Below are 24,514 nucleotides of genomic sequence, written 5' to 3' on the forward strand. Positions count from 1 at the left end.
ATAAACGCTAATGATATTGTATTTGTCTTTCCTACAGAGCGCAGACGTATGGTTCATAAGGGAGGTTGGCGGTCTTGTGGCTACAGAGCTACTACGGCTTTTTTATAAGATACCGCTTCAAACTTGACCATTGATATAGTTTATTACAACTCAACAATTTGCAATGAATTCATTTGCGTTTATTAGCGTTCATTTGCGGACTTTTTTATAATGCGGTGATTCGCGTCCATTCGCGGCTTGTGTTCATCTGAATCTATAGCAGCTCACGCATCCGATCGGTCTCTTCCACCAGTGCTGCCGCCATTGAGGGCTCGTCTATGATATGGCCTGCATCAGGTACTTGTACGAATCGTGAATCGGGGATGGCCCGATGCAGCAGCCAGGCCGATTCCATGGTACAGATAAGATCGAATCGGCCATGCACGACTGAGACAGGCATGGCGGAAAGTGATCCGATGCGGTTGAGTATCTCGTTATTCTCAATGAAATAGCGGTGGCGGGCATAGTGTGTCTCGATTTTGACCTTTGCCAGCAATCGCTCTTGCTGCACTTCCGATTCGGGTGCTTTGTCAGCGTCTGCTTCACTTTGTGGCTTATGCCAGTTGACTATGCGACTGCCCCACTCTGACCATCTATGTGCAGCCTGTAGCGCGAGGATATCGTTACCGGCATGAACTGCGGCGTGATACCAACTGATTAGGTTCTCCAGTTCCGTATTATCCGGTAGCCCGTGCGACAGCCTGTTCCAGGCCTGTGGGAAGAGGCGCTTGAGACCTACGAAAAACCAATCCAGATCAGTTTCACGTGCAAGAAACGTCCCCCTTAAGATCATTCCGAGCACCCTGTCGGGATGGGAAAGGGCATAGATAAGCGATAAGGTTGCACCCCATGAGCCGCCAAACAGCATCCATCGATCAATTTCCAGGTGGCTGCGGATCGTTTCCATATCCGACACAAGTTCCAAGGTACGGTTTTTCTTTATCTCTCCCAGGGGCAGGGATTTTCCTGAACCACGCTGATCGAAGAGAATGATTCTGTAGAAATCGGGATCGAAAAAGCGGCGGTGGTCTTCCGAACAACCCGAGCCCGGACCGCCGTGGAGAAACACCACGGGAACTCCCTGTGTATTGCCACACTCCTCCACATAGAGCTCGTGAAATTGATCGACGCATATCTTATATACGGCATTAGGTTCGTTGGGAGGATAGAGTGATCTCATCAGTCACCTGTCTGGGCCTGATTATGAGTCCGGCAACCAAATGTGTCATGATCAGGGCTTCATAACATACCCTTGCTCAAGACCATATTTAATCGCCAGTCTGATTATATTTGAATTGAGATTGATTGATTAATCGATTCTATATTGAATCTTAAGACCTCCGGAAAAAGTGTCACAGCAGTGACACACAACATACTTCCACACAAAAAAAATGAATCACATCTTTATCCCTTAGCGGGAAACCGGCAACTCAATGTAACCGGAACGTGAACAACTGTTTCATCCATTAAGACCCGAATCGCACTTTACACCCCTGCATGCCCTTTGGCTGAGTAGCGAGAACTCTAGTTAACTCATTGAAGTTATTAGCGATAGACATGATGAACTTAGCGATGATTGCAGATTCCGCAGCTCTAGCATAGATGGCTTCAGACTTACCTTATTAAGAATCTATTATAATTAAAACAAAAGGTTATCCAGACTTTAGAGAAATATTCAGATATTCACTGGCTAACACTTGCAAAAACAAGATTGTCCTACGGATTGTTGAATTCCTGCGCCGGGGAGCGATCTAACTGCGTAAGTGCCTTATTAGCTGCTCACCACAGGGGCAGCCGCGGATTGTTCCTATCCGCGCCAATATTTCACACATCAAAGCAGCAGTTGCAACGCGATATATTTCGTTTGGCACACAAGTTGCTCTTTTGTGATTGTCGCTCTGAAAGACTGCCTGTGATCGTGCGACAGGATCGTTCTAAATGTACCAAATGTGAGGAGTCTATTGATAGCGAGGGAGAAGCTAAACCGACAAATTTCGATTTTATCCGGTCTGTATCCGGTCTCTAAATCGAATAATTTTACCTTGTAGAGGCAGTCCCACAAAAAAACTCGAGGATACATACTATGGTAAAAGCAAAGCGCAAAGTTCTGGCGATATGCTTCACTGCCTCTGCAATGCTCAGCGCTGCAGGTGGAGTGACGGCAAATTCAGAACTACTGAAAATGCAAAACAACCCAAACGACTGGGTAATGCCTAACGGCAATTATGCAAGTACCCGCTACAGCGAACTGGACCAAATCAACACCAGTAACGTTAAGGATCTGAGGGTTGCCTGGACCTTCTCCACCGGCGTTCTGCGTGGTCATGAGGGCGGCCCCCTGGTACTCGGGGATGTCATGTATATCCACAGCCCGTTTCCCAATAAGGTCTTCGCCCTTGATCTGAGTAATGACGGTAGAATTATTTGGAAGTATGAGCCGAGACAGGACACCAGCGTTATTCCGGTCATGTGTTGCGACACCGTCAACCGTGGTCTGGCCTATGGCGACGGTAAGATCATACTTTCACAGGCCGACACCACGCTGGTGGCCCTGGATGCAAAGACCGGCAAGAAAATCTGGTCCGTGGTAAACGGCGACCCGTCCAAGGGTGAGACCTCCACAGCGGCTCCCATGGTGGTAAAAGACAAAGTCTTTATCGGTATCTCAGGTGGTGAGTTCGGTGTGCGCGGTTCCATGACTGCCTACAATCTCAAAGATGGCAAACTGGCATGGCGTGCTTACTCAATGGGACCGGATAGCGATACCCTTCTCGATCCTCAGAAGACTACCCATCTCGGTAAGCCGGTAGGAAAAGACTCCGGTATCAATACCTGGAAGGGTGACCAGTGGAAGATCGGAGGCGGCGCCACTTGGGGCTGGTATTCCTATGATCCGGATCTGAACCTGATGTATTACGGCTCAGGCAACCCCAGCACATGGAATCCGGTTCAGCGTCCCGGCGATAACCGCTGGTCGATGACCATCTTCGCGCGTGACGTGGACACTGGCATTGCCAAGTGGGTCTACCAGATGACACCGCATGACGAGTGGGACTATGACGGCATCAATGAAATGATCCTGGTCGACAAAGAGATCAAGGGTAAGATGCGCAAGGCCCTGGTCCACTTCGATCGCAATGGTTTCGGCTATACCATGGATCGTGCTAACGGCGAACTGTTGGTTGCCGAGAAATTCGATCCTGCTGTTAACTGGGCGACCCATATCGACATGGACACCGGTCGTCCACAGGTCGTAGCCAAGTACTCCACCCATCAGAACGGTGAAGACGTCAACTCCACCGGTATCTGCCCGGCGGCTTTGGGCACGAAGGATCAGCAGCCCGCTAGTTACTCGCCGCGCACCAAGCTGTTCTATGTGCCGACCAACCATGTCTGCATGGACTACGAGCCGTTCCAGGTTTCGTACACCGCGGGTCAACCCTATGTGGGCGCAACCCTCTCCATGTACCCGGCACCCGGTAGCGATCATCTGGGTAACTTCATTGCCTGGGATGCCGACAAGGGCAAGATTGTGTGGTCCAACCCCGAGCCCTTCTCCGTATGGAGCGGTGCACTCTCCACGGCTGGTGACGTGGTCTTCTACGGCACCTTGGAGGGTTATCTGAAAGCAGTCGATGCCAAGTCGGGTAAAGAGCTGTACAAGTTCAAGACTCCTTCCGGCATCATCGGTAACGTCAATACCTACATGCATAACGGCAAGCAATATATCGCTGTCCTCTCCGGACTCGGTGGCTGGGCCGGTATCGGCATGGCAGCAGGATTGACCGATCCGACAGCCGGCTTGGGTGCTGTGGGTGCCTATGCATCCCTCAGCGACTATACCCAACTGGGCGGCACGCTGACTGTATTCGAACTGCCGAACTAAGGGATCGATATCCCCTGCCAGAACAGTCGCCACTCACTGACTTAACGGTGGGTGGCGACTTAATCCCGACAGAGTCACAACGCATATTATTGGATTCCATGAGGCTAATCATGCAGCGTAATAAGTTCAGTAAATCCCTACTATTGGCGACCATCGCCCTCACCTACTCCATCTCGGGCTACTCAGCTGCATCCAAGGCCGATTACAGAGATTTTGTACCTTCACCTGAGCAACCCTACTACTTCGAAGACGGCAAGGTCGATTTCGGCACCTATAACGGTTTTCGTCGTTATCATGCCGATTGCCATGTCTGTCACGGACCGGCCGGCATGGGAAGTTCCTACGCACCGGCACTGCTCGAATCACTGAAAGTGATGTCCTATGGCGATTTCGTCAACGCAGTCGTCACAGGAAGGGTAGGAATGAACAATAGCGTGATGCCCTCTTTCGCAAAGAACATAGATGTCATCAAATATATTGCCGATATCTATGCCTATCTAAAGGCTCGCTCAGACGGTGTCATTGGGATGAACAGACCCGCGAAGTTTCCGAAAGTCAAAAAACTGATCGCGGACAAATAGACAGAGGTTCTAGGGCCTGTTAACACTGCGGAGACGAGCTTTAAATCTTGGGTTCAGCAGCGGTGGGATCGATGTCCTACTATCTAAGTCATATCATTTGAGCGATTGAGGACTAGCACAATGCCGACAACAGGTTCGTCGTTTTACAGCAAAGCGTTGAACCTGTTTTTCTACCTCTTGCCACTCATTCTGCTGCTTGCCCCACTGTCCGCCTGGTCCAAAACCACCTATGAAGCCAGGAATAAGGAGTATCTAACAGTCTGTGGCGATCCTAATCACATGCCCTTCTCCAATAAAAAGCTGGAGGGGTTCGAAAACAGAATCGCCAAGCTCATCGCCGATGACCTGAACCGAACACTGCGCTATCACTGGTGGCCACAGACCATAGGCTTTGTGCGCAACACACTTCGTATTCGTCTTTGCGATCTGGTAATGGGTGTGACCTCGGTCAACGAACTGTTACAGAACACCAATCCCTATTACAGATCGGTCTATACCCTGGTATATCGAAAGGACTCAGGACTGACTCTCCGCACCCTCGATGCTACAAAGCTTACTGATCTCAAAATAGGTGTCGTCGCAGGTACGCCCCCGGCCACCCTGTTGAGCAAATACGGCTTGCTGGAACAGGTCCGTCCCTATCAGCGTACTGTGGATACACGTCTTTTCTCACCTGCCACCCGGGCAGTGGAAGACGTGGCGGATGGAAATATCGATGTCGCAGTGATCTGGGGCCCTATCGCCGGCTATGCGGCCTCCAGGCAGGAGACACCACTCTCGGTTATTCCCCTGCCGGCAAAAGTGGATTCCGTTCCTTTGGCTTTCAATGTCTCCATGGGCATCCGCCATCGTGAATCGAATTGGAAACACCAGCTGAATCTGGAGTTGGAAAAACTTTCTGCGGACATTGAGAAGATATTACTTGAGTACAACATCCCTCTGCTGGATAGAGATGACAGACTGATACAACATTGAAATCGGAGATCACACAAAGAGCGATTGCAAAGCCACTCCATAGTATTGTGTCTGTTCTGCTGCTGCTCGTCACATCATCGACAGCTTACGCTTCGGGTGCCCTACAGGATAACCCTGAACACTTCTCAGCCGAAGGCTATCGCATAACCGAATTTCGCGCCCCCGTACCGGACTCAGTCCCGGCTGGAACCACCATCACAACGGAGCAACTGCATACTCTGATCAAACAGCAGCATGTGGTGCTGATCGATGTAATGCCGACACCGGTCAAACCCAAGGACCGGCCTGACAACCTGTTATGGTTGCCCCCCGCAAGGCAGAACATTCCAGAGTCTCACTGGCTGCCCAATGTAGGCTATGGCGCCCTCTCCGATGAGTTGGATAGCTATTTCAGAAAAAATCTGCAGCGGTTTTCCAACGACGACAAAGGCACTAGGATCGTGCTCTATTGTCTTGCCGATTGCTGGATGTCTTGGAATGCGGCAAAACGGGCGGCGACAGAGTACGGCTACACCAACATCTACTGGTACCCGGACGGGACTACCGGATGGGATGCGGCCGATCTGCCGCTTGAGGAAAGCGAAGCGATACCGATGCAGTGAGTTATTAGTGTTAACAGGCCCTAGTCAAGATAGTAGGCAATGCTGCGGGCCAGTGAGCCCAGTCTCTCTTCAATCACCCTCGGGCGGGTACAGAGGTGTTGAATGAAGGCTTCGCGTTCATCGAACATGCGCTGCTTGATCTCCATCTCTTTCTGCATCAGCGCCAGGCGCTCCTGTCCAGCTTGTGAAGGATCCTCCTGCAATTGGATCATCTCATCGAGCTCATGGCTCAACCTGTTGGCGCGTGCCGCTTGCCCACGGGCATACTTGATAATGCCATCGAGCTTTTTCTTGCGTTCCTCATTCAGTGTCTGAATAACGCCGGCAAACAGCAAAGTAAGCCTGGAATCCTTTTCTGAAGAATCCTGTTCAGCTGAAAATTCGGCAATTTCCGCATCGGCCGCATCCAGATCATAGTCCGACACAACGAACCGATTTACCAGCCTTGATACCTCTTTGTCCTGTTCCCAAGCATGCTCCAGTCCCGCTATCGATGGCCCGGCCCACACCACGGCCGCGGGTATCTCGTGTACTAACGCCTGCTCACAAGGCCAATCTTGCGGTCTCTCTTCCGCACACAAGGGTAGTGTCAGTGTGGAAGCAAACAGCCACAGACAGTATCCAATCTTGTTCATCTTTGAAAACTCCTCGTATGGCCGGATGGATTAGTGAAAACTGGTCCTAACCTCCGCCCTGTTTACGTGTCATCAAACCGCGTGCAGGATCGTATCCGTAGAGCGCCCCCGCAAGGAACAGCAGCAGAGAACCGACAACTACAAAAAAGGCGATCCAACTGATTTGCCCGTATAGCGCAAACCTGGTCAACTCCACCGCATGGGTAAAGGGATTAAATCGACAGATTTCATACAGGAAAACGCTGGAATCCTTAATCCGCCACAGGGGATAGAGCGCTGATGATGCAAAAAACATGGGGAATATGACAAAATTCATGACCCCGGCGAAATTCTCCAACTGCTTGATTGCCGAAGAGAGCAGCAAGCCCAATGCGCCGAGCATCAGTCCCGACAGAAACAGGGCCGGAAACGCTAGAAGGTAACCCGTCAGCGGTGGCTGTACATCCCAAAACCAGGCGATAGCCAGAAAGAGATAGACCTGGGCGATCGCGACCAGAGTGCCGGCGATCAGCTTGCAAAGCAATAGATACCAGCGAGGAAAGGGACTGACCATCAACATCCTCATACTGCCCATCTCCCGGTCGTATACCATGGAGAGTGAACTCTGCATCCCGCTGAAAAGCAGAATCATCGCCGCCAACCCGGGTACGATGTACTCCTCATAAAGGATATAGGTTTCATAGGGTGGAATGATGGAGACACCCAATACAGAACGGAAGCCGGCGGCGAAGATGAACAACCATACCAGGGGACGAACCAGGGCACCGAAAAATCGCTCGCGCTGGTGAAGAAACCGCAGCGATTCACGTAGCGTAATGCCCAACAGACAACGAAGATACTGCACAAAGGTCATGATGCATCACTTCGTGTCAGGCTGTTGAATGCCTGTTTTACGCTATCCGTTCCGGTCTCCTGCATGATCTGGCGGGCGCTGCCATGGGCAAGCACCTTGCCATCGTGCAGCACGACCAGGCGATCTTCAGTCTCGACTTCATCCACCAGATGCGTGGCCCACAGCACACCGATACCGTCCTCGCGGCAACGTTTGCGCACCTGCTGCAGGATCGCCTGACGGCTGTGGATATCGAGCCCTACGGTCGGTTCATCGGCCAATAGTAGACGGGGCTGATGTAGAAGCGCCCTGACCAGCTCGACACGGCGACGCTGACCGCCGCTCAGCGCCCTCACCTTATCATCGGCACGGTCTCCCAACTCGATCTCATCCAATACTGTCTGCATGCGTGCTTTTAATTCACCACTATCCAATCCCTGTAGGGCACAGTGATAGCGAAGGTTCTGCATCAATGACAGATCCAGATCCAATGTCGGTTGCTGAAAAACCACCCCCAATTGCGCCAACGCCTTGCGGGTCTGGCTATGAAGGTCGTAACCGTAGATGTCGATCGCGCCGCCACGGCTGACAAACAGCCGGGTGATAAGAGAAAAGAGGGTTGTCTTGCCGGCACCGTTGATCCCCAGCAGAACACAGAACTCACCTGGTTCCAGTGTAAAGCTGACATCATCCAACACCTGGCGCTTGGTATAGGAAAAGCTGACACCTTTCAATGCGAGAGCGGCTGCACTCATGGACGAACCACAACCCCCCAGGGTAGACGCCCCACCCTGATCGACTTTCTCACCTTCAACCGGTCGACATCTATGACCGAGATATCGTTACTCACCCCGTTGGTGGTAAAGATGCGCTTTTCATCCGGCGAGAAATCGAGGTTCCAAACCCGCTGCCCTACCAGAAGATATTTTTCCACCTCGAAAGAGGAGGTATCTATCACAGCCACCCTTGCAGCCGGTCCCAGGGCGACAAATGCCAGCTTGCCATCCTTGCTGATTTTTATGCCTACGGGCTGGATCGATTCTTTGTGGATACCGGGGATCTCGAAGCCGATCTTCTTGACGATCTTGCGACTCGCCGTATCGATCACGCTCACTGTGCCACCGATCTCCGATGAAACCCATACCTGCTTGCCATCATGGGTGAACTGAGCCACGCGTGGCCGCTGATCGACCAGTACGTTATCTTCCACCTTCAACGTCTCAAGGTTGATGAAGTGGGCCATGTTGGTGGTTTCCGATGTATTGACCAGCCACTTTCCGTCGGGGCTGATTCCCATCCCCTCCGGTTCCACGCCCACCTGGATCTCCGTCACCTTCTCCCGCTTCTGTATGTCGACCATGGTGACCATGTTGTCGTCCTCGTTGGCGGCATACAGATATTTACCCTGTGGCCCGAGTACCAGCAGTTCCGGATCGGGACCGGACGGCAATATATGGGTAACCTTGAGGCTTTCCAGATCCAGCACTTCAATGTGATCGGCATCGCTGGTGCAAACGTAGAGGGTTTTGCCATCGTTGCTGAGGGCAATACCCCGTGGACGCTCGCCTACCTTAACCGTCTCCAGGACCTTGAGACTCTCTCCATCGATTATCGTGATTGTGTTGTCCTTCTCGCTGCTAACGTAAATTGTGTAGGCCTGCGCCCCGCTGCTGATTATCACGAAGATGGTAAACACCAATGCATACAATGAGCGGCGGACGCCTGGATTGCAGCGGGAAAAAGAAAAGATCATTGACTACTCCTCCGTTTTTATCGCTTACGAGTTACAGCCGGGCCGTAAATTATCTATCAGGGGCTATTAGGGCCTGTTAACACTAATCCATGACTAGCATGGGGCCTACTTACCGCATTTACTCTCCGGACGATCGTAGCCAAGGGTATCCAGGGTGGAAAACTGATGTAGAAAACCCTTCTGCGGCGAGACGGATATCATCAACCTTGGAGAGGTAATCAACAGCGGTTGGCGCAACTGACCGTTCCAATCCCGATAGGTCACCGGTCTGCCCTTAAAAGCGGCCAGATTGAATTCATCACTGAGGATGAAGGCTTTCAGTTTGTCCGCCTGTTTACCGGCAGTGCGTGTCGCTGCTTCGCCGATACTGCGTACGGCCACCCAGGCTGAAAAATCGCGATCGGTCATCCAGCGGCCATTTTTTTCCTGGTAGCGCCGTTGAAACTGGGTTGCTCCCCACTGTTCATGTACGCCGCTCCAGGCAGCCGGGGAGAGCCCGTGTGAACCGCCAACCGGCCGCGGTAGATAGGTACGGTAGTTTAAAAACTCACCGAACTCATCCCGTTCATCAGCCACGATCAGGATGTCGTAATCCCCCACCTGGGTGAACGCATTCACTTCTTCCTGTTCTCGGGTGTGTCCCGAATCGGTACGTCTTGCGCCGGGTTCGAAGGTCCATACTTTCTCTTCGACAATCTTGTGGCCATATCGTTTGGCCGCCCGCTTGAGGGCGTCCGCATAGGCCTTGTCCTGCGGATAACGGCCCACGACGAGAAACCACTCGTTCCAGCGTTTCCAGGTCAGATACTGGGCCAAGGCATCCGCCAGCATAGCCCGGCTGGGGATGGTATGCAGCAGGTTGGCTCGGCATTCATGGGTTCTCAGTTCATCGTCCCTGGCGCCGATATTAAAAAGCAGGCTATCCTTCGCTTCGGGCATATCCGCGATTACAATCAACTTGTCCGCGGGCAGATTGAGGAGGAACAGCCTGGTGCCCTGCCGATGCAATTCCAGGAAGGCCTGATTCAGATTCTGTTCAGGCTTGACCTTCACCGACGTGAGTTGAAATGACTGTCCGGTAAATTGCCCGGTGGTGTTGTTGTCGCTTATGCCCTGCTCGGCCCCCGACTGGCCGGTGTCGTCAATAACCGGCCTCAACAATGACAACGGTATGTGTTTCTCCTGTTCCAATCCCAGCAGAGCGATGGATATATCGAGTTTGTCTGCAGCACAGGCGATGCCGAAGCAATACAACCCGCTGAAAATAATCATGAGGCCAACAGAAAATCGATAGAGAGGCTTTTTCTTATAGTATGGATCCAATCTACTCAAAACAGCTCCAGAAACAGGGTCGGGATTAAAAAGTCATGGAGTACTTTTGCAAGTTCCATACCATTGGACGGAGTTCCAGTTGTCGATGGTCCGTAATCAGAATCGGGCTACGCTCACCTGCCAGGCTGAATCAATCAGTGTCAACGCTGACACACTTTATGTTAGCGGATCTCTCGCACAGAACAGGACACGGCCTCCGACGCACTATCCAGATCTATTCATCTTAGCCCAATTTAAGATTGCCGGATAATACGTTTTATCCACATATTTCGTACGGTTCACAGGCCTCAGGCAAACTGTGTATCACTTGGTACAACCATCCTGCTCATTTATTTAACAGTTGAACAGGCATGATATTTGCTCGATAGGTTACAGCCATTCGACAGGGGCAATCGGTTCTTTCGCAATAACAGAAGAGATCTTAAAACAGCTTGAAATCAGCACCAGCGGCAAATGTCTCTTTGGCCTGGTGAATAATCAAAATACAGGAGGAACAGACTATGAATATCTCAACACATCCCGAGGATTCCGTCCTAAAACGTCATTTCGATGCAACTGTCGAAATGAAGCGCCAAATCTGGCTTCAAACACCGCCGACGGATTCGATCCTGCACCGCCACGCCATAGGCATGGGCAATCATCCAGCTGCCCGGTCAACTCCCAGGGCAAAAGATACCTCATCACCTGCATTTAACAGATCATCTTCGACTGCAACGGCACGACAGGCAAGTGATGAAAATAAAGGAATCTTATCCTGGCTGTTCGGCCTGTTCCGCAGTGCATAAAAAATAGACAGGGCATTCCTGATTCAGGTCACAGGTTGTCGATTCGCCTATCTCCGATAAGTGGATATGCACGGCGTCGGCAAACATCTTTTAGGAGTTTGATATATGCTCAAACGCAGCATCAGTATTGTTATCCTGTCAGCGTTGCTGTTCACATCCACAGTAGCGGTTGCAACCAAGGTATTACCGCCACCGAAACTCAATGACGCACAGAAGCTGGTTTTTTTCAAAGACCACCTGAAAGGCGTTCCGAAAGGCAGTCGAATCGATTACGGTTTAAAAAGTGTGACCAAGGATGCCGACAGTTTTTCGGATAATATCGAGATCAAGGTAATCGACGTAGTGGCCGAAGGTAAACGGGATCTGGAATTCAATTTCCTGACCGGTTCACATCACATCGACTTCAGTCCCGCCAAGGCATACACTGGCAACCCGGTTATCATTCACTTTCTGGAGCGGGATATTTCCATAATGGCTAAAAATACCGGTGGCAATATCGGTTTTTTTCGTAATCGGATTCGTGATTCGTTTGCTAAGCCCATGGTAGTGCGTGAGATAGATTTCAAACTCAATGGTAAGGCGATGAGCGGCACAGAAATCGTAATCACTCCCTTTGTTGCCGATCCCTATGCAGAGAATTTCAAACTCTATGTCAATAAACGCTATGAGTTCATATTTTCTGACCAGGTTCCAGGGGGTGTATATCGTATCCACACCAAGGTACCCAGCGACAGTGGAGATGGTGTGCTCATCGATGAAGAGATGATATTCCGGCAAATCACTCCGGCAATTTAGGTGCATTCAACCATGTATAGATCAAAGTTTTCATTATTCCTAATCTGTTTTGGCCTGGCGTGTTGCTCAATGGCAAACGCAGAAGAGTGTGACGATACTGCCGGCAGTAACGACTATCCGACCTCCGCCAGGGTCGACTACGTGATTGGTTGCATGGCGTCAAACGGCCAGACACATGAGATGATGCAGAAGTGCTCATGCAGCATCGATCTCATCGCCAAGGCGATCCCCTATGAAGAGTACGTGCACATCTCGACGCTATTGAGCCTGCAGCAGATGGCTGCGGCTGGAAGAAATGCCATGTATAAAACCTCTACCTGGTCGCAAAAAGCGGTGGCCAAACTGAGAGAGGTGCAGGCCGACTCCACCTTGCACTGTTTCTGAAATCAGCCTTTGCTGTTTTCCGTCAGGTCTATGCTATGGGAGAAAGATCTCCCCTTGGAATCCTTTACATGAACCTCCAGAATCCCTGTCTCTTCCGGTGTGAAACCGAATCGAATACTGGGGTCCTCGCTGATGGAGATATCGGTGTCAGCGGTAAACACCTCTTCGCCATTGAAGGTAACCTCGATTGTCCTGATAAAATCCGCGGGTATGTAAAAGCGGGAAACCTGATCGAACTGCAGACCTGAATTGTTCGGGTGTTTTATCAACAATTGGGTCGCGACAAGGTCTCCATGATTGAACTCCTCAGGCAAACGAAACTTGATTTTTCCCAACTGAGCCGCGGCTGCAGCCGGATCCTTGAGTGAAGGCGCAGAACACCCTCCTGACGCCTTGACATAATTGTTCACCATGTACAACTTGCCATCACTGAGTTCGGCGATTGCACGCAGATCGGTATAGGCATTTATACGCACCCGGGTCGACAGGGTTTCCCAACTGTGCTTTCCGGGAAAACGGAAAACCGCCGCTACCGGCGAAGGATTGTTGTCGATCACCAAATAGAGGCTCTTTATGTAATGATCGGGTGTCTGTTCGATCTTGGAATCGATGGCAATGGGAACGATCGCCGCATCCATTGCCCTGGCTGGGGACTCCAATCCCAGGATCTCCTCACCGCTAAGGATGTTTTTATCGCCAAACAGAGAGGTCTTTATCTGAAACCAGCGATTTCCATCATCATTTGCCCATGCATTACCGGTTGCAAGACACATGCACAACGTGATCGTTGCGAATTTGAGCCAGATATTCCATATCCCGCCATTTTGTTTCATCGTTGTGACAGCTGACATAGCATTTGTCCTCGTATGAGAAAAGGAAATTGCCGGCACTCGTAAATCATTGCCATACCTTCCAGGGCCTGTGGACATTCATGCAATCGACCCTAGGGCCTGTTAACACTAATCCAATACGCCCTGCTGGGGCTGTTTTCGTGCCCAGCAAGGCAGAATGAGCGTAGTGTAGTTATTCTACATGAGCGAATGATAACGCCGCTGGGGGCGAAAACAGCCCCAGCCCTTCGGGTTGCGCCCCGAAGGAAGTGCCCTTGGGGTATGCCTGAAAAAGCGCCACTCGGCGTTGCTCGTCGTTCATTTGGAATAACCAAACCTCTCTCCTCGCGCCCCGAAGGAAGTGCCCTTGGGGTGCGTCTTGATTGGCACTTTTTCAGGCACAACAGGGTGCATTGGATTAGTGTTAACAGGCCCTAAGTTAGATCAGTTATTCAAACAAGCGTTCCAGCCATTGAAAATGGCTTGTCTTTCAACACACTCCACTATCCTGCAGCAAAGGTTCAATCTGTATAGACAAGTTCCCCTGCCGCATCTACCACAAATAATCAATAACATTAACCAAACACTTAACCACTGGAAAATTTGTGGTATATCCCGCCTACTCCCACTCCAATTCAGCAAACACAGCAGTCACATTCCTGCCGTGGAACTCATTGAACAACAGCCAGTTGTCCTTTTCCTCCAGGCCCACGCTTTCCACCGCCTGGGTGATGGTTCCACCCTTTTTAATGATCGCTCGGATATCTGCCGCGATAATCTCCAGATAACGTTGCTGAGCAGCCAATGCACTCTGCCATTGGGTTGTAACAGACCCATGCCCCGGGACGATACGTTTCACCTTTCCACATTGCCCCCTAGCCTCATTCTCAACGGCTGTTGAACGATTCTTCGCATCATCTGAAGAAACGGCAACGCAGGCTTGTCTGCTGAGCTTTTGGATGACTTTCAACCATCCCAACAGGCTGCCGTCCACTACCGGCAGACGCTCTACAAAAAGCAGATCCGAGAGCCACAATGTCCCGGTTTTGTCATCATAGACACTTAAATCATTATTCGTATGTGCCGTCGGATAGGCATGCAAATGGAGAGATCTGCCACCAAGGTCCAGTCGCTTCACCTGATCCACGCTGACACTCTGGGACGGAAACACTATTTGTGTGCCTTCCGCCATGTCCCCGAGAATCTGTTTCATCCGATTCAGATAGGTTGACTGCCGCCTCGCCAGGGCATCTCCCAGGTGTTCATGGCCGATGAATACAGGATCGTCCTGTCTGAAGGCAGCAGCACCGAGGGTATGATCGGGATGCATATGGGTAAGGACCACATACCTGATCGGCAGTTGGGTGATTTCACGGATCATCTTGCGTAACGCCAATCCTTCCCGGTAACTGCTGCCGGTATCGATCACCGCCACACGCTTGCTACCCACAATAAATCCTGTATTGGCGATATGCCCATGATTGTGTGTGGAAAACTCTTCTTGAATCCCCGGCCAGACGAAGATGCCTGGGGCGATTTCCCTGGCATCGAGAGTCCGAGCCTGAAGTCCGTCCATGCTCAGAAACAGCACGACACCGGCAGTTACGACAAGAAGACACTGGATAACCTGTAGACTGAGTATCTCCTGTGTCATACAGGCCTGTCTTAAACTGGAGATCACTCGCATCTAAACCTCTTTGTCAATCGCACATCGTTAAGCCTATGCATATTTGCGGCCAACACTGAATAATTCGACATAACAAAGCCGATAGGGAAATGATTGTGTTGCTGAAGACACAGATACTGCTCAATGTGCGAGAAAACTGGTGCACTGATCAGTCGACAACAGGCTCGTGCACCGCACTGGACAGTGGCACATGATTTGCAATACTCATTCATTGTCAAAAAAATCAAACTCAATCCACTATTCTCTTGAAGGGAAAAACACTTGTCATCAGTAGAAGTAAAAACAGACAAACGACGACGTGGCCACAGCAAAGGCCGTCGTGTGAAAGCGAGCATATTGGCTGAAGTGCGTGAACTGCTGGGAGAGGAAACCCCACGCCGCCCTGATCTGTTGATCGAAATACTGCACCGTATTCAAGACCACCTGGGATACATTTCAGTGGATCACCTGGCGGCACTTGCACAGGAGATGAGCCTATCCAGTGCCCAGGTCTATGAGGTAGCCAGTTTCTATCACCATTTCGATCTCATTAAGGAGAACCAAACGCCACCCCCATTGACGGTTCGGGTCTGTGACTCCATCTCTTGCAGCCTGGCCGGGGCTGAAGATTTGATTAACAACCTGCAGGCAAGCCTGGGTAGTGGTGTTCGGGTGCAACGGGTACCGTGTGTCGGTCGTTGTCAGGAAGCACCCGTTGCCGTGGTGGGGAAACAACCGGTACCCCAGGCCGATACAGTTAAAGTGAAACGACTGCTGGATACGGCCAACAGCGAACCCGAGTTGCCCGACTATTTGGACTACAAAGGGTATCTGGGTGGTGGCGGTTACACTCTGCTGCAACGCATGGAAACAGATGAGAGCGATGATCGACACCCCCATCGGCTGTCACCCGAACAGGTGATTCAGTGCCTGGAAGACTCGAATCTCAGAGGTCTGGGCGGAGCGGGATTCCCTGCCGGTCGCAAATGGCGCATTCTGCGTGAACAACCGGCACCCCGTCTGCTGGCGGTGAATATCGACGAAGGAGAACCCGGCACTTTCAAAGACCGGTACTATCTGGAACGGGATCCACACCGTTTTCTGGAAGGGGCGCTTATCGCTGCCCGGGTGGTCGGTATCAGTGAAATCTACATCTATCTGCGCGATGAGTACACCGCCATTCGCAGCATGCTAGAGCGTGAGTTATCGGCCTTGCGGTCTAACCCTCCCTGCCCGCTGCCGCCCATCCATCTGCGCCGGGGAGCCGGTGCCTATATCTGTGGCGAGGAGTCGGCGATGATCGAGTCGATCGAGGGCAAACGCGGTATGCCCCGTCAACGTCCCCCCTACGTAGCCCAGGTCGGACTCTTCGGCCGTCCCACCCTGGAGCACAATATGGAAACCCTCTACTGGGTACGCGAACTGCTTGAACGGGGTGCTGACTGGTTCACCAAACAGGGCCGCAATGGCCGCCATGGCCTGCGCAGTTTTTCGGTCAGCGGCCGGATCAATAAACCCGGTGTCCATCTGGCCCCCGCCGGTATAACAATGCACGAACTCATCGATGAATATTGCGGCGGTATGCAGCAAGGGCATGAGTTCTACGCTTACTTCCCCGGTGGTGCATCCGGTGGCATCCTGCCCGCCTCGATGGCCGACATTCCACTCGATTTCGATACCTTGCAGCCCTATGGCTGTTTCATCGGGTCAGCCGCCATCATCGTCCTCTCACAACACGATAGCGCCCGGGAGGCGGCGCTCAACGCAATGTGTTTCTTCGCTCACGAATCCTGCGGTCAATGCACCCCCTGCCGGGTCGGCACCGAAAAGGCTGTAACCCTGATGAAGCGGAATCAATGGGATCGGGAATTGCTGGAAGAACTCGCCGGCGTGATGATCGATGCATCCATCTGCGGATTGGGACAGGCTGCGCCCAACCCCATGCTGAGCGTACTGAAATATTTTCCACAGGAGCTGGAACATGACGCGTGAGCCCCAGCCATTCCCACAACGCATCAATTTCACGCTGGACGGCAGGTCACTCAGCGCCGAGCCGGGAGAGACCCTGCTCCAGGCAGCTAAACGGGCCGGCATCGATATCCCCCATCTCTGTTACAAGGATGGCCTGCGCCCCGACGGCAACTGCCGTGCCTGCGTGGTGGAGATCGAGGGCGAACGCGCCCTAGCCGCCTCTTGTTGCCGTACACCGAGTGAGGGAATGGTGGTCAAAAGCCAGGATGGGCGACCGCGCAAGGCGCAACGGTTGGTGTTGGAACTGCTGCAGTCCGATATGGCAGAAACCCGACACACCCACCGCAATGAACTGGATCAATGGTGGCAAAAAATGGAGCTGGGCAGGCCCCGTTTCCCTGTCCGCCAACAACCGGCAGCGGACCTCTCACATCCCGCCATTGCGGTGAACCTGGATGCCTGCATCCAATGCACCCGCTGTCTGCGCGCCTGTCGCGAGGAGCAGGTCAACAATGTGATCGGTTATGCCCATCGAGGCGCCACCTCGACTATTGTATTCGACGCCGGAGATAACCTGGGCGAGAGCAGCTGCGTGGCCTGCGGTGAATGTGTGCAAGCCTGTCCCACGGGTGCCCTGATGCCTGCCAACGGCAACGGTTTGGCGCATACCGAGAAGCAGGTCGATTCGGTCTGTCCCTATTGCGGAGTGGGCTGCCAGCTCACCTACCATGTCAGTGACAACCGCATACGCTATGTCACCGGACGTGACGGGCCGGCCAATAACAGCCGCCTGTGTGTCAAAGGACGCTATGGTTTGGACTATACCCACCATAAGCACCGTCTTACAGTACCGCTGATTCGTCGTGATGACGCCCCTAAACAGGCCGAGCTGGGACTCGATCATGACAATCCCTTTGTCGGTTTCCGTGAAGCGAATTGGGATGAGGCACTTGCATTGGCCGCCGGCGGCCTGCGCAATTTGCGGGATGAACAGGGGCCCACAGCTCTGGCCGGCTTTGGCTCCGCCAAGGGTTCAAACGAGGAGGCCTATCTGTTTCAAAAGCTGGTCCGCACCGGTTTCGGCAGTAACAATGTGGATCACTGTACACGTCTTTGTCACGCATCTTCAGTGGTAGCGTTGCTGGAGATGATCGGTTCTGGCGCAGTCTCCAATCCAGTGGCCGATGTGGACAAGGCTGAAGTGATCCTGATCATCGGTTCCAATACTACCGAGAACCATCCGGTTGCGGCCACATTCATCAAGAACCAGGTAAACTTAGGCAAGACCCTGATTGTAATGGATCCCCGACGCACCACCATCGCGGGACACGCCACACACTTCCTCCAGTTCAAGCCCGATACCGACGTCGCATTACTCAATGCCATCATGCATGCGGTCATCGAACAGGGACTGGTTGATAAGGAATTCGTCCACAATCGCACCAGCGGTTATGAGATATTGGAGGAACACCTGAGTTCCTTCACCCCGGAGGCCATGGAGCATCTCTGCGGCATCGATGCCGGCACCATCCGTGAGGTGGCGCGTCTATATGCTTCTTCCAAGGCATCCATCATCTTCTGGGGTATGGGAGTCTCCCAGCACGTACACGGTACCGACAATGCCCGCGCCCTCATATCCCTGGCCCTGATGACGGGCCAGATCGGCCGTCCGGGTACCGGACTGCATCCTCTGCGCGGACAGAACAATGTACAAGGCGCTTCCGACGTTGGGCTCATACCCATGGTCTTTCCCGACTACCAGCGGGTGGACAACCCGGCGAATCGGGCAAAATTCGAAGCCCTGTGGGGTACCACCCTGGACCCGAAACCGGGCCTCACTGTGGTTGAGATCATGCATGCAATCACCGATGGCACAATCAGGGGCATGTATATCATGGGTGAAAATCCCGCCATGTCGGACCCCAATCTAAACCATGCACGCAAGGCACTGTCCAGTCTGCAACACCTGGTAGTGCAAGACATATTCATGACCGAGACCGCCTGGTATGCAGACGTCATTCTTCCCGCTACAGCCTTCGCCGAGAAGACAGGCAGCTTCACCAACACCGACCGGCGGGTACAGCTGGGGCGTCAAGCGATAGATCCACCAGGCCAGGCCCGAAAGGACCTGGAAATCATCCAGGAGATGGCCCGTAGGTTAGGTCTTGACTGGCACTATAACCATCCCAGGGAGGTCTTTGCCGAGATGCGTCAAGCGATGCCCAGTATCGCCGGCATCTCTTGGGAGCGCCTGGAGCAGCAGGACGCCGTGACCTACCCCTGTGAAGATGAAGACGATCCTGGACAACCGGTGATATTCACTGAGACTTTTCCCACTCCCTCAGGCAAGGCGAGCTTCACACCCGCACCCTTCACCAACGCCGACGAATTGCCGGACCGGCAGTATCCCTGGGTATTGATCACCGGCCGTCAACTGGAACACTGGCATACCGGCGCCATGACCCGGCGCGCGGCGGTGCTCGACAGGATTGAACCGATCCCGGTCGCCAGTCTGCATCCGGAGGAACTCGCACGCATGGAAATCGAACCCGGCGGCCCCGTCAGGTTGCAATCGAGGCGTGGCGAGGTGACCGCATTCACCCGTGCCGATGAGGGCATATCACCCGGCCAGGTATTCCTCCCCTTTTGCTACCATGAAGCGGCGGCCAACCTGTTGACCAATGAAGCGCTGGATCCAGCTGCCAAGATACCTGAATTCAAGTTCTGCGCGATTAAGGTAATGCCCGCTTCGGATTAAACCCCATATCAGGCGTATGCATGTCAAATTTGAGCAAATTGACAGACGGTGTGACACATATGTAACAGTTTTTTTATTTTTATAACAATGAAATGTGCACCACGGAAACAGCTACACAAGATAATCGGTTTTTTTCAACATATTACAGGATGTTACGAACTCCAATCAGATGTTGGCCCGCATTCTGCGTATAAAAACTTAGCGTGTAAGTCACAATTTATATTCAAGGTTGTTTGAACACCTGCACAGGGAACAATTTCATACGGTAGGGAAATACCAAGGCATTATTTAACTTTGCGCCATACAACGGCTACCGAACAGGCTGACAACGAACCGGCACCACACAAGCAATCTTGTACTGATTTCCTCCACCCTTCATGCCCTTCTTGTGGTTATCCCCTAGCCACAGAGGGCATTTTTTTCCCGATCACCCATTCTGATCAGCAATTGGAAGGCAGACATGAAATGCATAAAAATTCTGACAAGTCTTTAGTACTAAGTTTTATGAGTTGCCCAGACCGCATTAGCAAGAGTATTAGAACGAAAAAAAGTAGTAAGCAAAGCGAACTCATCCACTCACAACTTAAAACTTAAAACTTTTGTGAAATCGCTTATCCAATGGCTGAATAAAGTGGGTAACCTGGTTTTTATTATTCATGTCCCACCTTGGATCATAAACACATCTTCTCATTGCGAATTGCCCAAGCCACATCAGCCGCCTGCCGATTCTGCCAGACATCATGTACCCGGAATACCTTTACCCCCGCCATCACACCCAATGCAGTAGTTGCACAGGTTGCCGGCACCAGTGCTTTGGGTTGCGCCGGATGACAGATCGAACCCATGAAGCGCTTGCGGCTTGCACCAAGTAACAGCGGATAACCCAGTTCGCTGAACTGTTGCAATTCAGCCAGCAGTTGCAGATTATGCCGCTTTTGCTTACCGAATCCGATACCGGGATCGAGCAATAACGCTTCAGGTTTAACACCTGCCGCCTGTGCCGCCTCGACCCGCGCCTGCAGGAACGATTTCACTTCTGCAACCAGATCCCGGTATGACGGTGCATGCTGCATCGTCTCGGGTGTCCCCTGCATGTGCATCAAGACCAGTGGGATACCCGCGGATGCCGCCAATGCAAGGATCTCAGGATCCTCACGACCCGCGGAAATATCGTTGATCATATTGGCACCGCAGTCGAGTGCATGGCGTGCTACATCGCTCGAGGTTGTATCGATGCTGATGGGAAACTCATCGGGCAGGCGATCCCTTAATGTCCGCAGGGTATCCAGGACCCGACTTTTTTGCTCGGCGACACTGACTCTCATTGCCTCCGGACGGGTTGATTCCCCACCAATATCAATGATATCCGCCCCCTCCTCCACCATCTCCACGGCGCGCGTTACCGCTGATTCAGAATCGTAACTGCCACCATCGGAAAAACTATCCGGGGTCAGGTTTAATATCCCCATGATTAAAGGGTGCGAAAATTCAAGTATTGACATAGAGTTATCCTTAATTTCCCTACGGATTGAGATTTGTCAATCCAATGATATTGACATAAACTCTAGTTGATTAAGTAATTTACTTTGATCGGATTTATTCCGTCACTCACCCCCTGACATAATAACTACAGCGAGAGGTCACGGAAGTTTTCTCCATCGGGGCCTGTTTGCGACCAGAGGTAGATGAAGGTGGATAGAATCATCCTGCACAACGAATTTTCAAATCATGAAGAGTTCGTGCGTGCTGCGCTCGACAACAGCCACATCATTCACTCCTCCGAAATAGACGACCTGACACTCAGATCCTGGAGGCGTTGCCGGGACGAATACGGACTCGATCCCGGCATGTCGCCCGAACCGGTCATTATCGATCGTCAGGATTTGCACGATCGCCTGCAAAGATATGAACGCCTGCTGGACATTGCCCGGGTGGAGATGACCGATCTCTACCAGCAGCTGGCCGGATCCGGGCATGCCATCATGCTTACCGACAAAGACGGTATCCTGCTCAATTTCATCGGTGATCCCCAATTTACCGATGCAGCCGCACACGCCGGCATGCAACTGGGTGCGGTCTGGAGCGAATCGGTGCAGGGCACCAATGGCATGGGTACCTGTCTCGTGGAACAGAAACCCCTTGTCATTCACAAGCAATCCCATTTCTTCTCACGTAACGCCAGTCTGACCTGCGCGGCAGCACCCATCTTCGATCCCCACGGAGAGATCCTGGCGGTACTCGATGCCTCCAGTGAATCCAAGATGGCCCAGCAACACACCATGGTATTGCTGAACATGTCGGCCCAGATGATAGAGAACCGGGTCTTCTTCTGTGCCATGAAAGAGGCCTTTGTGCTTCGTTTTCATTCCCGCTCGGAGTTCATCAGCACACTTGGTGAGGGCGCCATCGCCTTCGACAGGGACGGCAGGATAGAGGCCATCAATCGCAGTGCCATGTTTCAACTCAATCTGGAGTCGCCTCAACAGATCGTCGGACACCCTATTCAGCAACTCTTCACAACTTCCCTGGGCACCCTTCTCAAAAATGTGCATTCCCATGCCTTCCCTATACGGGAATCGCAACATGGCAAACGTTTCTTCGCCACTCTGCAGGCACCTGAGAAAAGCTGCAGACACAACACAACCTCATCCGACGCAGTCAACGACCTTGGCGAGAATGACTACCTGGGAAGCACCGACTTCCTCGACGCCCTGCACTTTGATGAACCGCGCATGAAGCGCAATGTGAAAACGGCCTTAAAGCTGGTCGAAAGGGACGTCCCCTGCATGCTCTTCGGTGAGACCGGTACCGGTAAGGAGATGTTCGCGCGCGCGTTACATAAAGCGAGTTCTCGCCACGATAAACCGTTTGTCGCCGTGAATTGCGCATCGCTGCCGGAATCGCTGATCGAGAGTGAGCTTTTCGGTTACCGACCTGGCGCATTTACCGGGGCAAATCGTGACGGTAGCCGGGGCAAGATTGTGCAGGCTGATGGAGGCACACTGTTTTTGGACGAGATAGGCGATATGCCGCTGCATCTTCAAGCACGCCTGCTTAGGGTGCTCGAAGAGCGAGAGGTCACACCCCTTGGCGGGGAAAAACCCATCAAGGTCTCCATCAAACTGATCAGTGCCACTCACCATGACATCAAAGGCATGGTTGAGGATGGCGATTTCCGCGAAGATCTGTTCTATCGACTGCATGGTGTTTCTTTGACCATGCCCCCACTGCGGGAACGCACGGACAGGCTGCAGTTGATCAAGAACATAGCCCAGCTGGAAGCTGGCGTTTCAGAGGAGTTAACCTGGGATCCTGAAGCACTCAAACTGTTTGAGAACTTTCCATGGCCTGGCAATATCCGACAGCTGCGCAATGTGCTCCGGACCTCCACAGCGCTGTGCGAAAACAATTTGGTAACGATAAACGATCTGCCTGAGGAAATTCGCAATATTGTCTATGATGATGAGTTTTCCGATGGACCTGATGCCAATCTTAATGCATTGGCGATTGCTGAACGTGACGCACTGTTGAGTGAACTCGAAGAGATGCATTGGAATATCAGCAGGGTTGCCAAAAAGCTCGCGCTCAGCCGCAATACGCTCTACAGGCGTATGAAGCGTTTTGGGATTTCTCCGCCTCGTTGATATTGTACCAATCCGATCTGATCAAGAAGCCAGATTCACCCTATATCATCACCTGCGGTTACAACGATTGGATCTTACGCCGCTAAATGGTGGTTGATCCTTTACAGCTGAAAATAGAATTTATATCCATTACGATAGCGCTCAGTCTCCTATCAATGTTTCATTATGAATGAAATAATCCGGTTAGCGCTGAACTATTTCGAAACTGCCAGGTATAATTGGCTCACTTTTTGCGGTTAAAACTTTCAATTGGAATAGTCAAGGCAGATTAGAGCCAACCATTTAAAGTCGATGATTGTATTTGGGCCTGTTAACACTCAACAGTTAAGCGGGACATCATGAGCAGGTATGAAAGGCCACGCGAGGCATGGGCGATAACCGGATCCGGTCACTATCTCAAAGAGTGTCTGGATCTGATACAACATCGATCTGATGTGGACCTTTTTTTGAGCAAGGCCGCGGCGGAAGTGCTCTCAATGTACGATTTTGATGTGAAGGCGATACGCGAGCGCTTCACCTGCTTTCGCGACACCACCGCCAGTGCCTCTCCAGTGGGTCTCTTTTATCAAGGGCGTTACAAGCGTCTGGTTATCGCCCCCGCCACATCCAATACCATTGCAAAAATGGTGTGGGGTATAGCCGACACCTTGGTGACCAATATCTATGCCCAGGCCGGCAAGTGCCGGATTCCGAGCATTGTCTTCGCCTGCGACACCGAACCGGAAATGGAGACCGAGGCGCCAGGCGGCACGGTTATGGTCTACCCAAGACAGATTGATTTGGAGAATGTTAAACGATTGCAGGAATTTGAGTACACAACGGTGGTGACCAGCTTTTCTCAACTGGTCTCCACCCTTGAAGAAACAGAGTAAGTATCTCCGGCAAAGCCAGCTGCTTGGCTAGGGCCTGTTAACACTAATCCAATACGCCCTGCTGGGGCTGTTTTTGTGTCCAGCAAGGCAGAATGAGCGAGGTGTAGTTATGCTACATGAGCGAATGATAACGCCGCTGGGCGCAAAAACAGCCCCAGCCCTTCGGGTTGCGCC

Annotated in this window: 20 protein-coding genes; 11 read left to right on the top strand and 9 right to left on the bottom strand. The window is 52.1% G+C overall.

Annotated elements, in window-relative coordinates; translation table 11 throughout:
• Window positions 1-253 precede the first annotated feature (253 nt).
• Entirely contained in the window at window positions 254-1,219 is a 966-nt protein-coding gene (gene pip / locus CODIS_RS16295) for a prolyl aminopeptidase (RefSeq protein ID WP_069127105.1), read from the bottom strand.
• A gap of 903 nt (window positions 1,220-2,122) precedes the next feature.
• Between pip and CODIS_RS16300 the strand changes: the two genes are divergently transcribed.
• The 4 genes from CODIS_RS16300 (at window position 2,123) to CODIS_RS16315 (ending at window position 6,083) form a co-directional block, all read left to right on the top strand.
• On the top strand, window positions 2,123-3,925 hold the full coding sequence (locus tag CODIS_RS16300) for a methanol/ethanol family PQQ-dependent dehydrogenase (RefSeq protein WP_069127106.1): 1,803 nt from the start codon (window positions 2,123-2,125) through the stop codon (window positions 3,923-3,925).
• A 110-nt stretch (window positions 3,926-4,035) separates the two neighbouring features.
• A complete protein-coding gene (locus CODIS_RS16305; protein ID WP_083220832.1) occupies window positions 4,036-4,506 on the top strand; it encodes a cytochrome c family protein in 471 nt (156 codons plus the stop codon).
• A gap of 120 nt (window positions 4,507-4,626) precedes the next feature.
• Window positions 4,627-5,481 carry a substrate-binding domain-containing protein gene (locus CODIS_RS16310; protein WP_069127108.1) on the top strand — a complete coding sequence of 285 codons (855 nt, stop codon included), beginning with the start codon at window positions 4,627-4,629 and terminating at the stop codon, window positions 5,479-5,481.
• A complete protein-coding gene (locus CODIS_RS16315; RefSeq protein ID WP_235615255.1) occupies window positions 5,478-6,083 on the top strand; it encodes a PQQ-dependent catabolism-associated CXXCW motif protein in 606 nt (201 codons plus the stop codon). Before CODIS_RS16310 ends, CODIS_RS16315 begins: the two co-directional genes overlap by 4 nt.
• A 20-nt stretch (window positions 6,084-6,103) precedes the next feature.
• Here the strand turns inward: CODIS_RS16315 and CODIS_RS16320 are convergent, their stop codons facing one another.
• From CODIS_RS16320 to CODIS_RS16340, 5 genes are all read right to left on the bottom strand, one after another.
• Window positions 6,104-6,718 carry a hypothetical protein gene (locus CODIS_RS16320; protein WP_069127109.1) on the bottom strand — a complete coding sequence of 205 codons (615 nt, stop codon included), beginning with the start codon at window positions 6,716-6,718 and terminating at the stop codon, window positions 6,104-6,106.
• Between the two features lie 46 nt (window positions 6,719-6,764).
• Window positions 6,765-7,571 carry an ABC transporter permease gene (locus CODIS_RS16325; RefSeq protein ID WP_069127110.1) on the bottom strand — a complete coding sequence of 269 codons (807 nt, stop codon included), beginning with the start codon at window positions 7,569-7,571 and terminating at the stop codon, window positions 6,765-6,767.
• Window positions 7,568-8,305 carry an ABC transporter ATP-binding protein gene (locus CODIS_RS16330; RefSeq protein ID WP_069127111.1) on the bottom strand — a complete coding sequence of 246 codons (738 nt, stop codon included), beginning with the start codon at window positions 8,303-8,305 and terminating at the stop codon, window positions 7,568-7,570. Before CODIS_RS16330 ends, CODIS_RS16325 begins: the two co-directional genes overlap by 4 nt.
• Window positions 8,302-9,303 carry a YVTN family beta-propeller repeat protein gene (locus CODIS_RS16335; RefSeq protein ID WP_083220833.1) on the bottom strand — a complete coding sequence of 334 codons (1,002 nt, stop codon included), beginning with the start codon at window positions 9,301-9,303 and terminating at the stop codon, window positions 8,302-8,304. The genes CODIS_RS16330 and CODIS_RS16335 overlap by 4 nt, the downstream gene beginning before the upstream one ends.
• Before the next feature lie 105 nt (window positions 9,304-9,408).
• Entirely contained in the window at window positions 9,409-10,575 is a 1,167-nt protein-coding gene (locus CODIS_RS16340; protein ID WP_069127124.1) for an ABC transporter substrate-binding protein, read from the bottom strand.
• A gap of 560 nt (window positions 10,576-11,135) precedes the next feature.
• On the opposite strand from CODIS_RS16340, the gene CODIS_RS16345 reads away from it, so the two are divergent.
• The 3 genes from CODIS_RS16345 (at window position 11,136) to CODIS_RS16355 (ending at window position 12,599) form a co-directional block, all read left to right on the top strand.
• Window positions 11,136-11,420, top strand: coding sequence for a hypothetical protein (locus tag CODIS_RS16345; RefSeq protein ID WP_069127112.1), 285 nt, complete (start codon window positions 11,136-11,138; stop codon window positions 11,418-11,420).
• Window positions 11,421-11,525: 105 nt separating this feature from the next.
• A complete protein-coding gene (locus tag CODIS_RS16350; RefSeq protein WP_069127113.1) occupies window positions 11,526-12,215 on the top strand; it encodes a hypothetical protein in 690 nt (229 codons plus the stop codon).
• Window positions 12,216-12,284: 69 nt separating this feature from the next.
• Window positions 12,285-12,599 (top strand): hypothetical protein, encoded by a 315-nt coding sequence (locus CODIS_RS16355; protein WP_083220834.1) that lies wholly within the window; start codon window positions 12,285-12,287, stop codon window positions 12,597-12,599.
• 2 nt (window positions 12,600-12,601) lie between these two features.
• On the opposite strand, the gene CODIS_RS16360 is transcribed toward CODIS_RS16355, so the two are convergent.
• Together CODIS_RS16360 and CODIS_RS16365 are read right to left on the bottom strand one after the other, a co-directional pair.
• Window positions 12,602-13,450 carry a quinoprotein dehydrogenase-associated SoxYZ-like carrier gene (locus tag CODIS_RS16360; RefSeq protein WP_235615256.1) on the bottom strand — a complete coding sequence of 283 codons (849 nt, stop codon included), beginning with the start codon at window positions 13,448-13,450 and terminating at the stop codon, window positions 12,602-12,604.
• A 598-nt stretch (window positions 13,451-14,048) separates the two neighbouring features.
• Window positions 14,049-15,116: a quinoprotein relay system zinc metallohydrolase 2 gene (locus CODIS_RS16365; protein ID WP_235615257.1), complete on the bottom strand. Its 1,068-nt coding sequence runs from the start codon at window positions 15,114-15,116 to the stop codon at window positions 14,049-14,051.
• A 261-nt stretch (window positions 15,117-15,377) separates the two neighbouring features.
• Between CODIS_RS16365 and CODIS_RS16370 the strand changes: the two genes are divergently transcribed.
• Together CODIS_RS16370 and fdhF are read left to right on the top strand one after the other, a co-directional pair.
• Complete coding sequence (locus CODIS_RS16370; RefSeq protein ID WP_069127115.1) at window positions 15,378-17,087, top strand: NAD(P)H-dependent oxidoreductase subunit E; 1,710 nt, start codon at window positions 15,378-15,380, stop codon at window positions 17,085-17,087.
• Complete coding sequence (gene fdhF, locus CODIS_RS16375; protein ID WP_069127116.1) at window positions 17,077-19,824, top strand: formate dehydrogenase subunit alpha; 2,748 nt, start codon at window positions 17,077-17,079, stop codon at window positions 19,822-19,824. Before CODIS_RS16370 ends, fdhF begins: the two co-directional genes overlap by 11 nt.
• A 671-nt stretch (window positions 19,825-20,495) precedes the next feature.
• Here the strand turns inward: fdhF and folP are convergent.
• Window positions 20,496-21,326 (bottom strand): dihydropteroate synthase, encoded by an 831-nt coding sequence (gene folP, locus CODIS_RS16380; protein WP_069127117.1) that lies wholly within the window; start codon window positions 21,324-21,326, stop codon window positions 20,496-20,498.
• 183 nt (window positions 21,327-21,509) lie between these two features.
• Between folP and CODIS_RS16385 the strand changes: the two genes are divergently transcribed.
• Window positions 21,510-23,468, top strand: coding sequence for a sigma-54-dependent Fis family transcriptional regulator (locus CODIS_RS16385; RefSeq protein ID WP_069127118.1), 1,959 nt, complete (start codon window positions 21,510-21,512; stop codon window positions 23,466-23,468).
• A 338-nt stretch (window positions 23,469-23,806) separates the two neighbouring features.
• Window positions 23,807-24,340, top strand: a complete 534-nt coding sequence (locus CODIS_RS16390; RefSeq protein ID WP_069127119.1) for a flavoprotein — start codon at window positions 23,807-23,809, stop codon at window positions 24,338-24,340.
• Window positions 24,341-24,514: the final 174 nt, after the last annotated feature.

Source organism: Candidatus Thiodiazotropha endolucinida (assembly GCF_001715975.1).
In the GTDB taxonomy this organism is placed as follows: domain Bacteria; phylum Pseudomonadota; class Gammaproteobacteria; order Chromatiales; family Chromatiaceae; genus Thiodiazotropha; species Thiodiazotropha endolucinida.

What these genes read in the sequence shown, in the direction of transcription:
- pip (WP_069127105.1), bottom strand. Translation starts at nt 1,219, where the DNA reads ATGAGATCACTCTATCCTCCCAACGAACCTAATGCCGTATATAAGATA.
- CODIS_RS16300 (WP_069127106.1), top strand. Translation starts at nt 2,123, where the DNA reads ATGGTAAAAGCAAAGCGCAAAGTTCTGGCGATATGCTTCACTGCCTCT.
- CODIS_RS16305 (WP_083220832.1), top strand. Translation starts at nt 4,036, where the DNA reads ATGCAGCGTAATAAGTTCAGTAAATCCCTACTATTGGCGACCATCGCC.
- CODIS_RS16310 (WP_069127108.1), top strand. Translation starts at nt 4,627, where the DNA reads ATGCCGACAACAGGTTCGTCGTTTTACAGCAAAGCGTTGAACCTGTTT.
- CODIS_RS16320 (WP_069127109.1), bottom strand. Translation starts at nt 6,718, where the DNA reads ATGAACAAGATTGGATACTGTCTGTGGCTGTTTGCTTCCACACTGACA.
- CODIS_RS16325 (WP_069127110.1), bottom strand. Translation starts at nt 7,571, where the DNA reads ATGACCTTTGTGCAGTATCTTCGTTGTCTGTTGGGCATTACGCTACGT.
- CODIS_RS16330 (WP_069127111.1), bottom strand. Translation starts at nt 8,305, where the DNA reads ATGAGTGCAGCCGCTCTCGCATTGAAAGGTGTCAGCTTTTCCTATACC.
- CODIS_RS16335 (WP_083220833.1), bottom strand. Translation starts at nt 9,303, where the DNA reads ATGATCTTTTCTTTTTCCCGCTGCAATCCAGGCGTCCGCCGCTCATTG.
- CODIS_RS16340 (WP_069127124.1), bottom strand. Translation starts at nt 10,575, where the DNA reads ATGATTATTTTCAGCGGGTTGTATTGCTTCGGCATCGCCTGTGCTGCA.
- CODIS_RS16345 (WP_069127112.1), top strand. Translation starts at nt 11,136, where the DNA reads ATGAATATCTCAACACATCCCGAGGATTCCGTCCTAAAACGTCATTTC.
- CODIS_RS16350 (WP_069127113.1), top strand. Translation starts at nt 11,526, where the DNA reads ATGCTCAAACGCAGCATCAGTATTGTTATCCTGTCAGCGTTGCTGTTC.
- CODIS_RS16355 (WP_083220834.1), top strand. Translation starts at nt 12,285, where the DNA reads ATGGCAAACGCAGAAGAGTGTGACGATACTGCCGGCAGTAACGACTAT.
- CODIS_RS16360 (WP_235615256.1), bottom strand. Translation starts at nt 13,450, where the DNA reads ATGTCAGCTGTCACAACGATGAAACAAAATGGCGGGATATGGAATATC.
- CODIS_RS16365 (WP_235615257.1), bottom strand. Translation starts at nt 15,116, where the DNA reads ATGCGAGTGATCTCCAGTTTAAGACAGGCCTGTATGACACAGGAGATA.
- fdhF (WP_069127116.1), top strand. Translation starts at nt 17,077, where the DNA reads ATGACGCGTGAGCCCCAGCCATTCCCACAACGCATCAATTTCACGCTG.
- folP (WP_069127117.1), bottom strand. Translation starts at nt 21,326, where the DNA reads ATGTCAATACTTGAATTTTCGCACCCTTTAATCATGGGGATATTAAAC.
- CODIS_RS16385 (WP_069127118.1), top strand. Translation starts at nt 21,510, where the DNA reads ATGAAGGTGGATAGAATCATCCTGCACAACGAATTTTCAAATCATGAA.
- CODIS_RS16390 (WP_069127119.1), top strand. Translation starts at nt 23,807, where the DNA reads ATGAGCAGGTATGAAAGGCCACGCGAGGCATGGGCGATAACCGGATCC.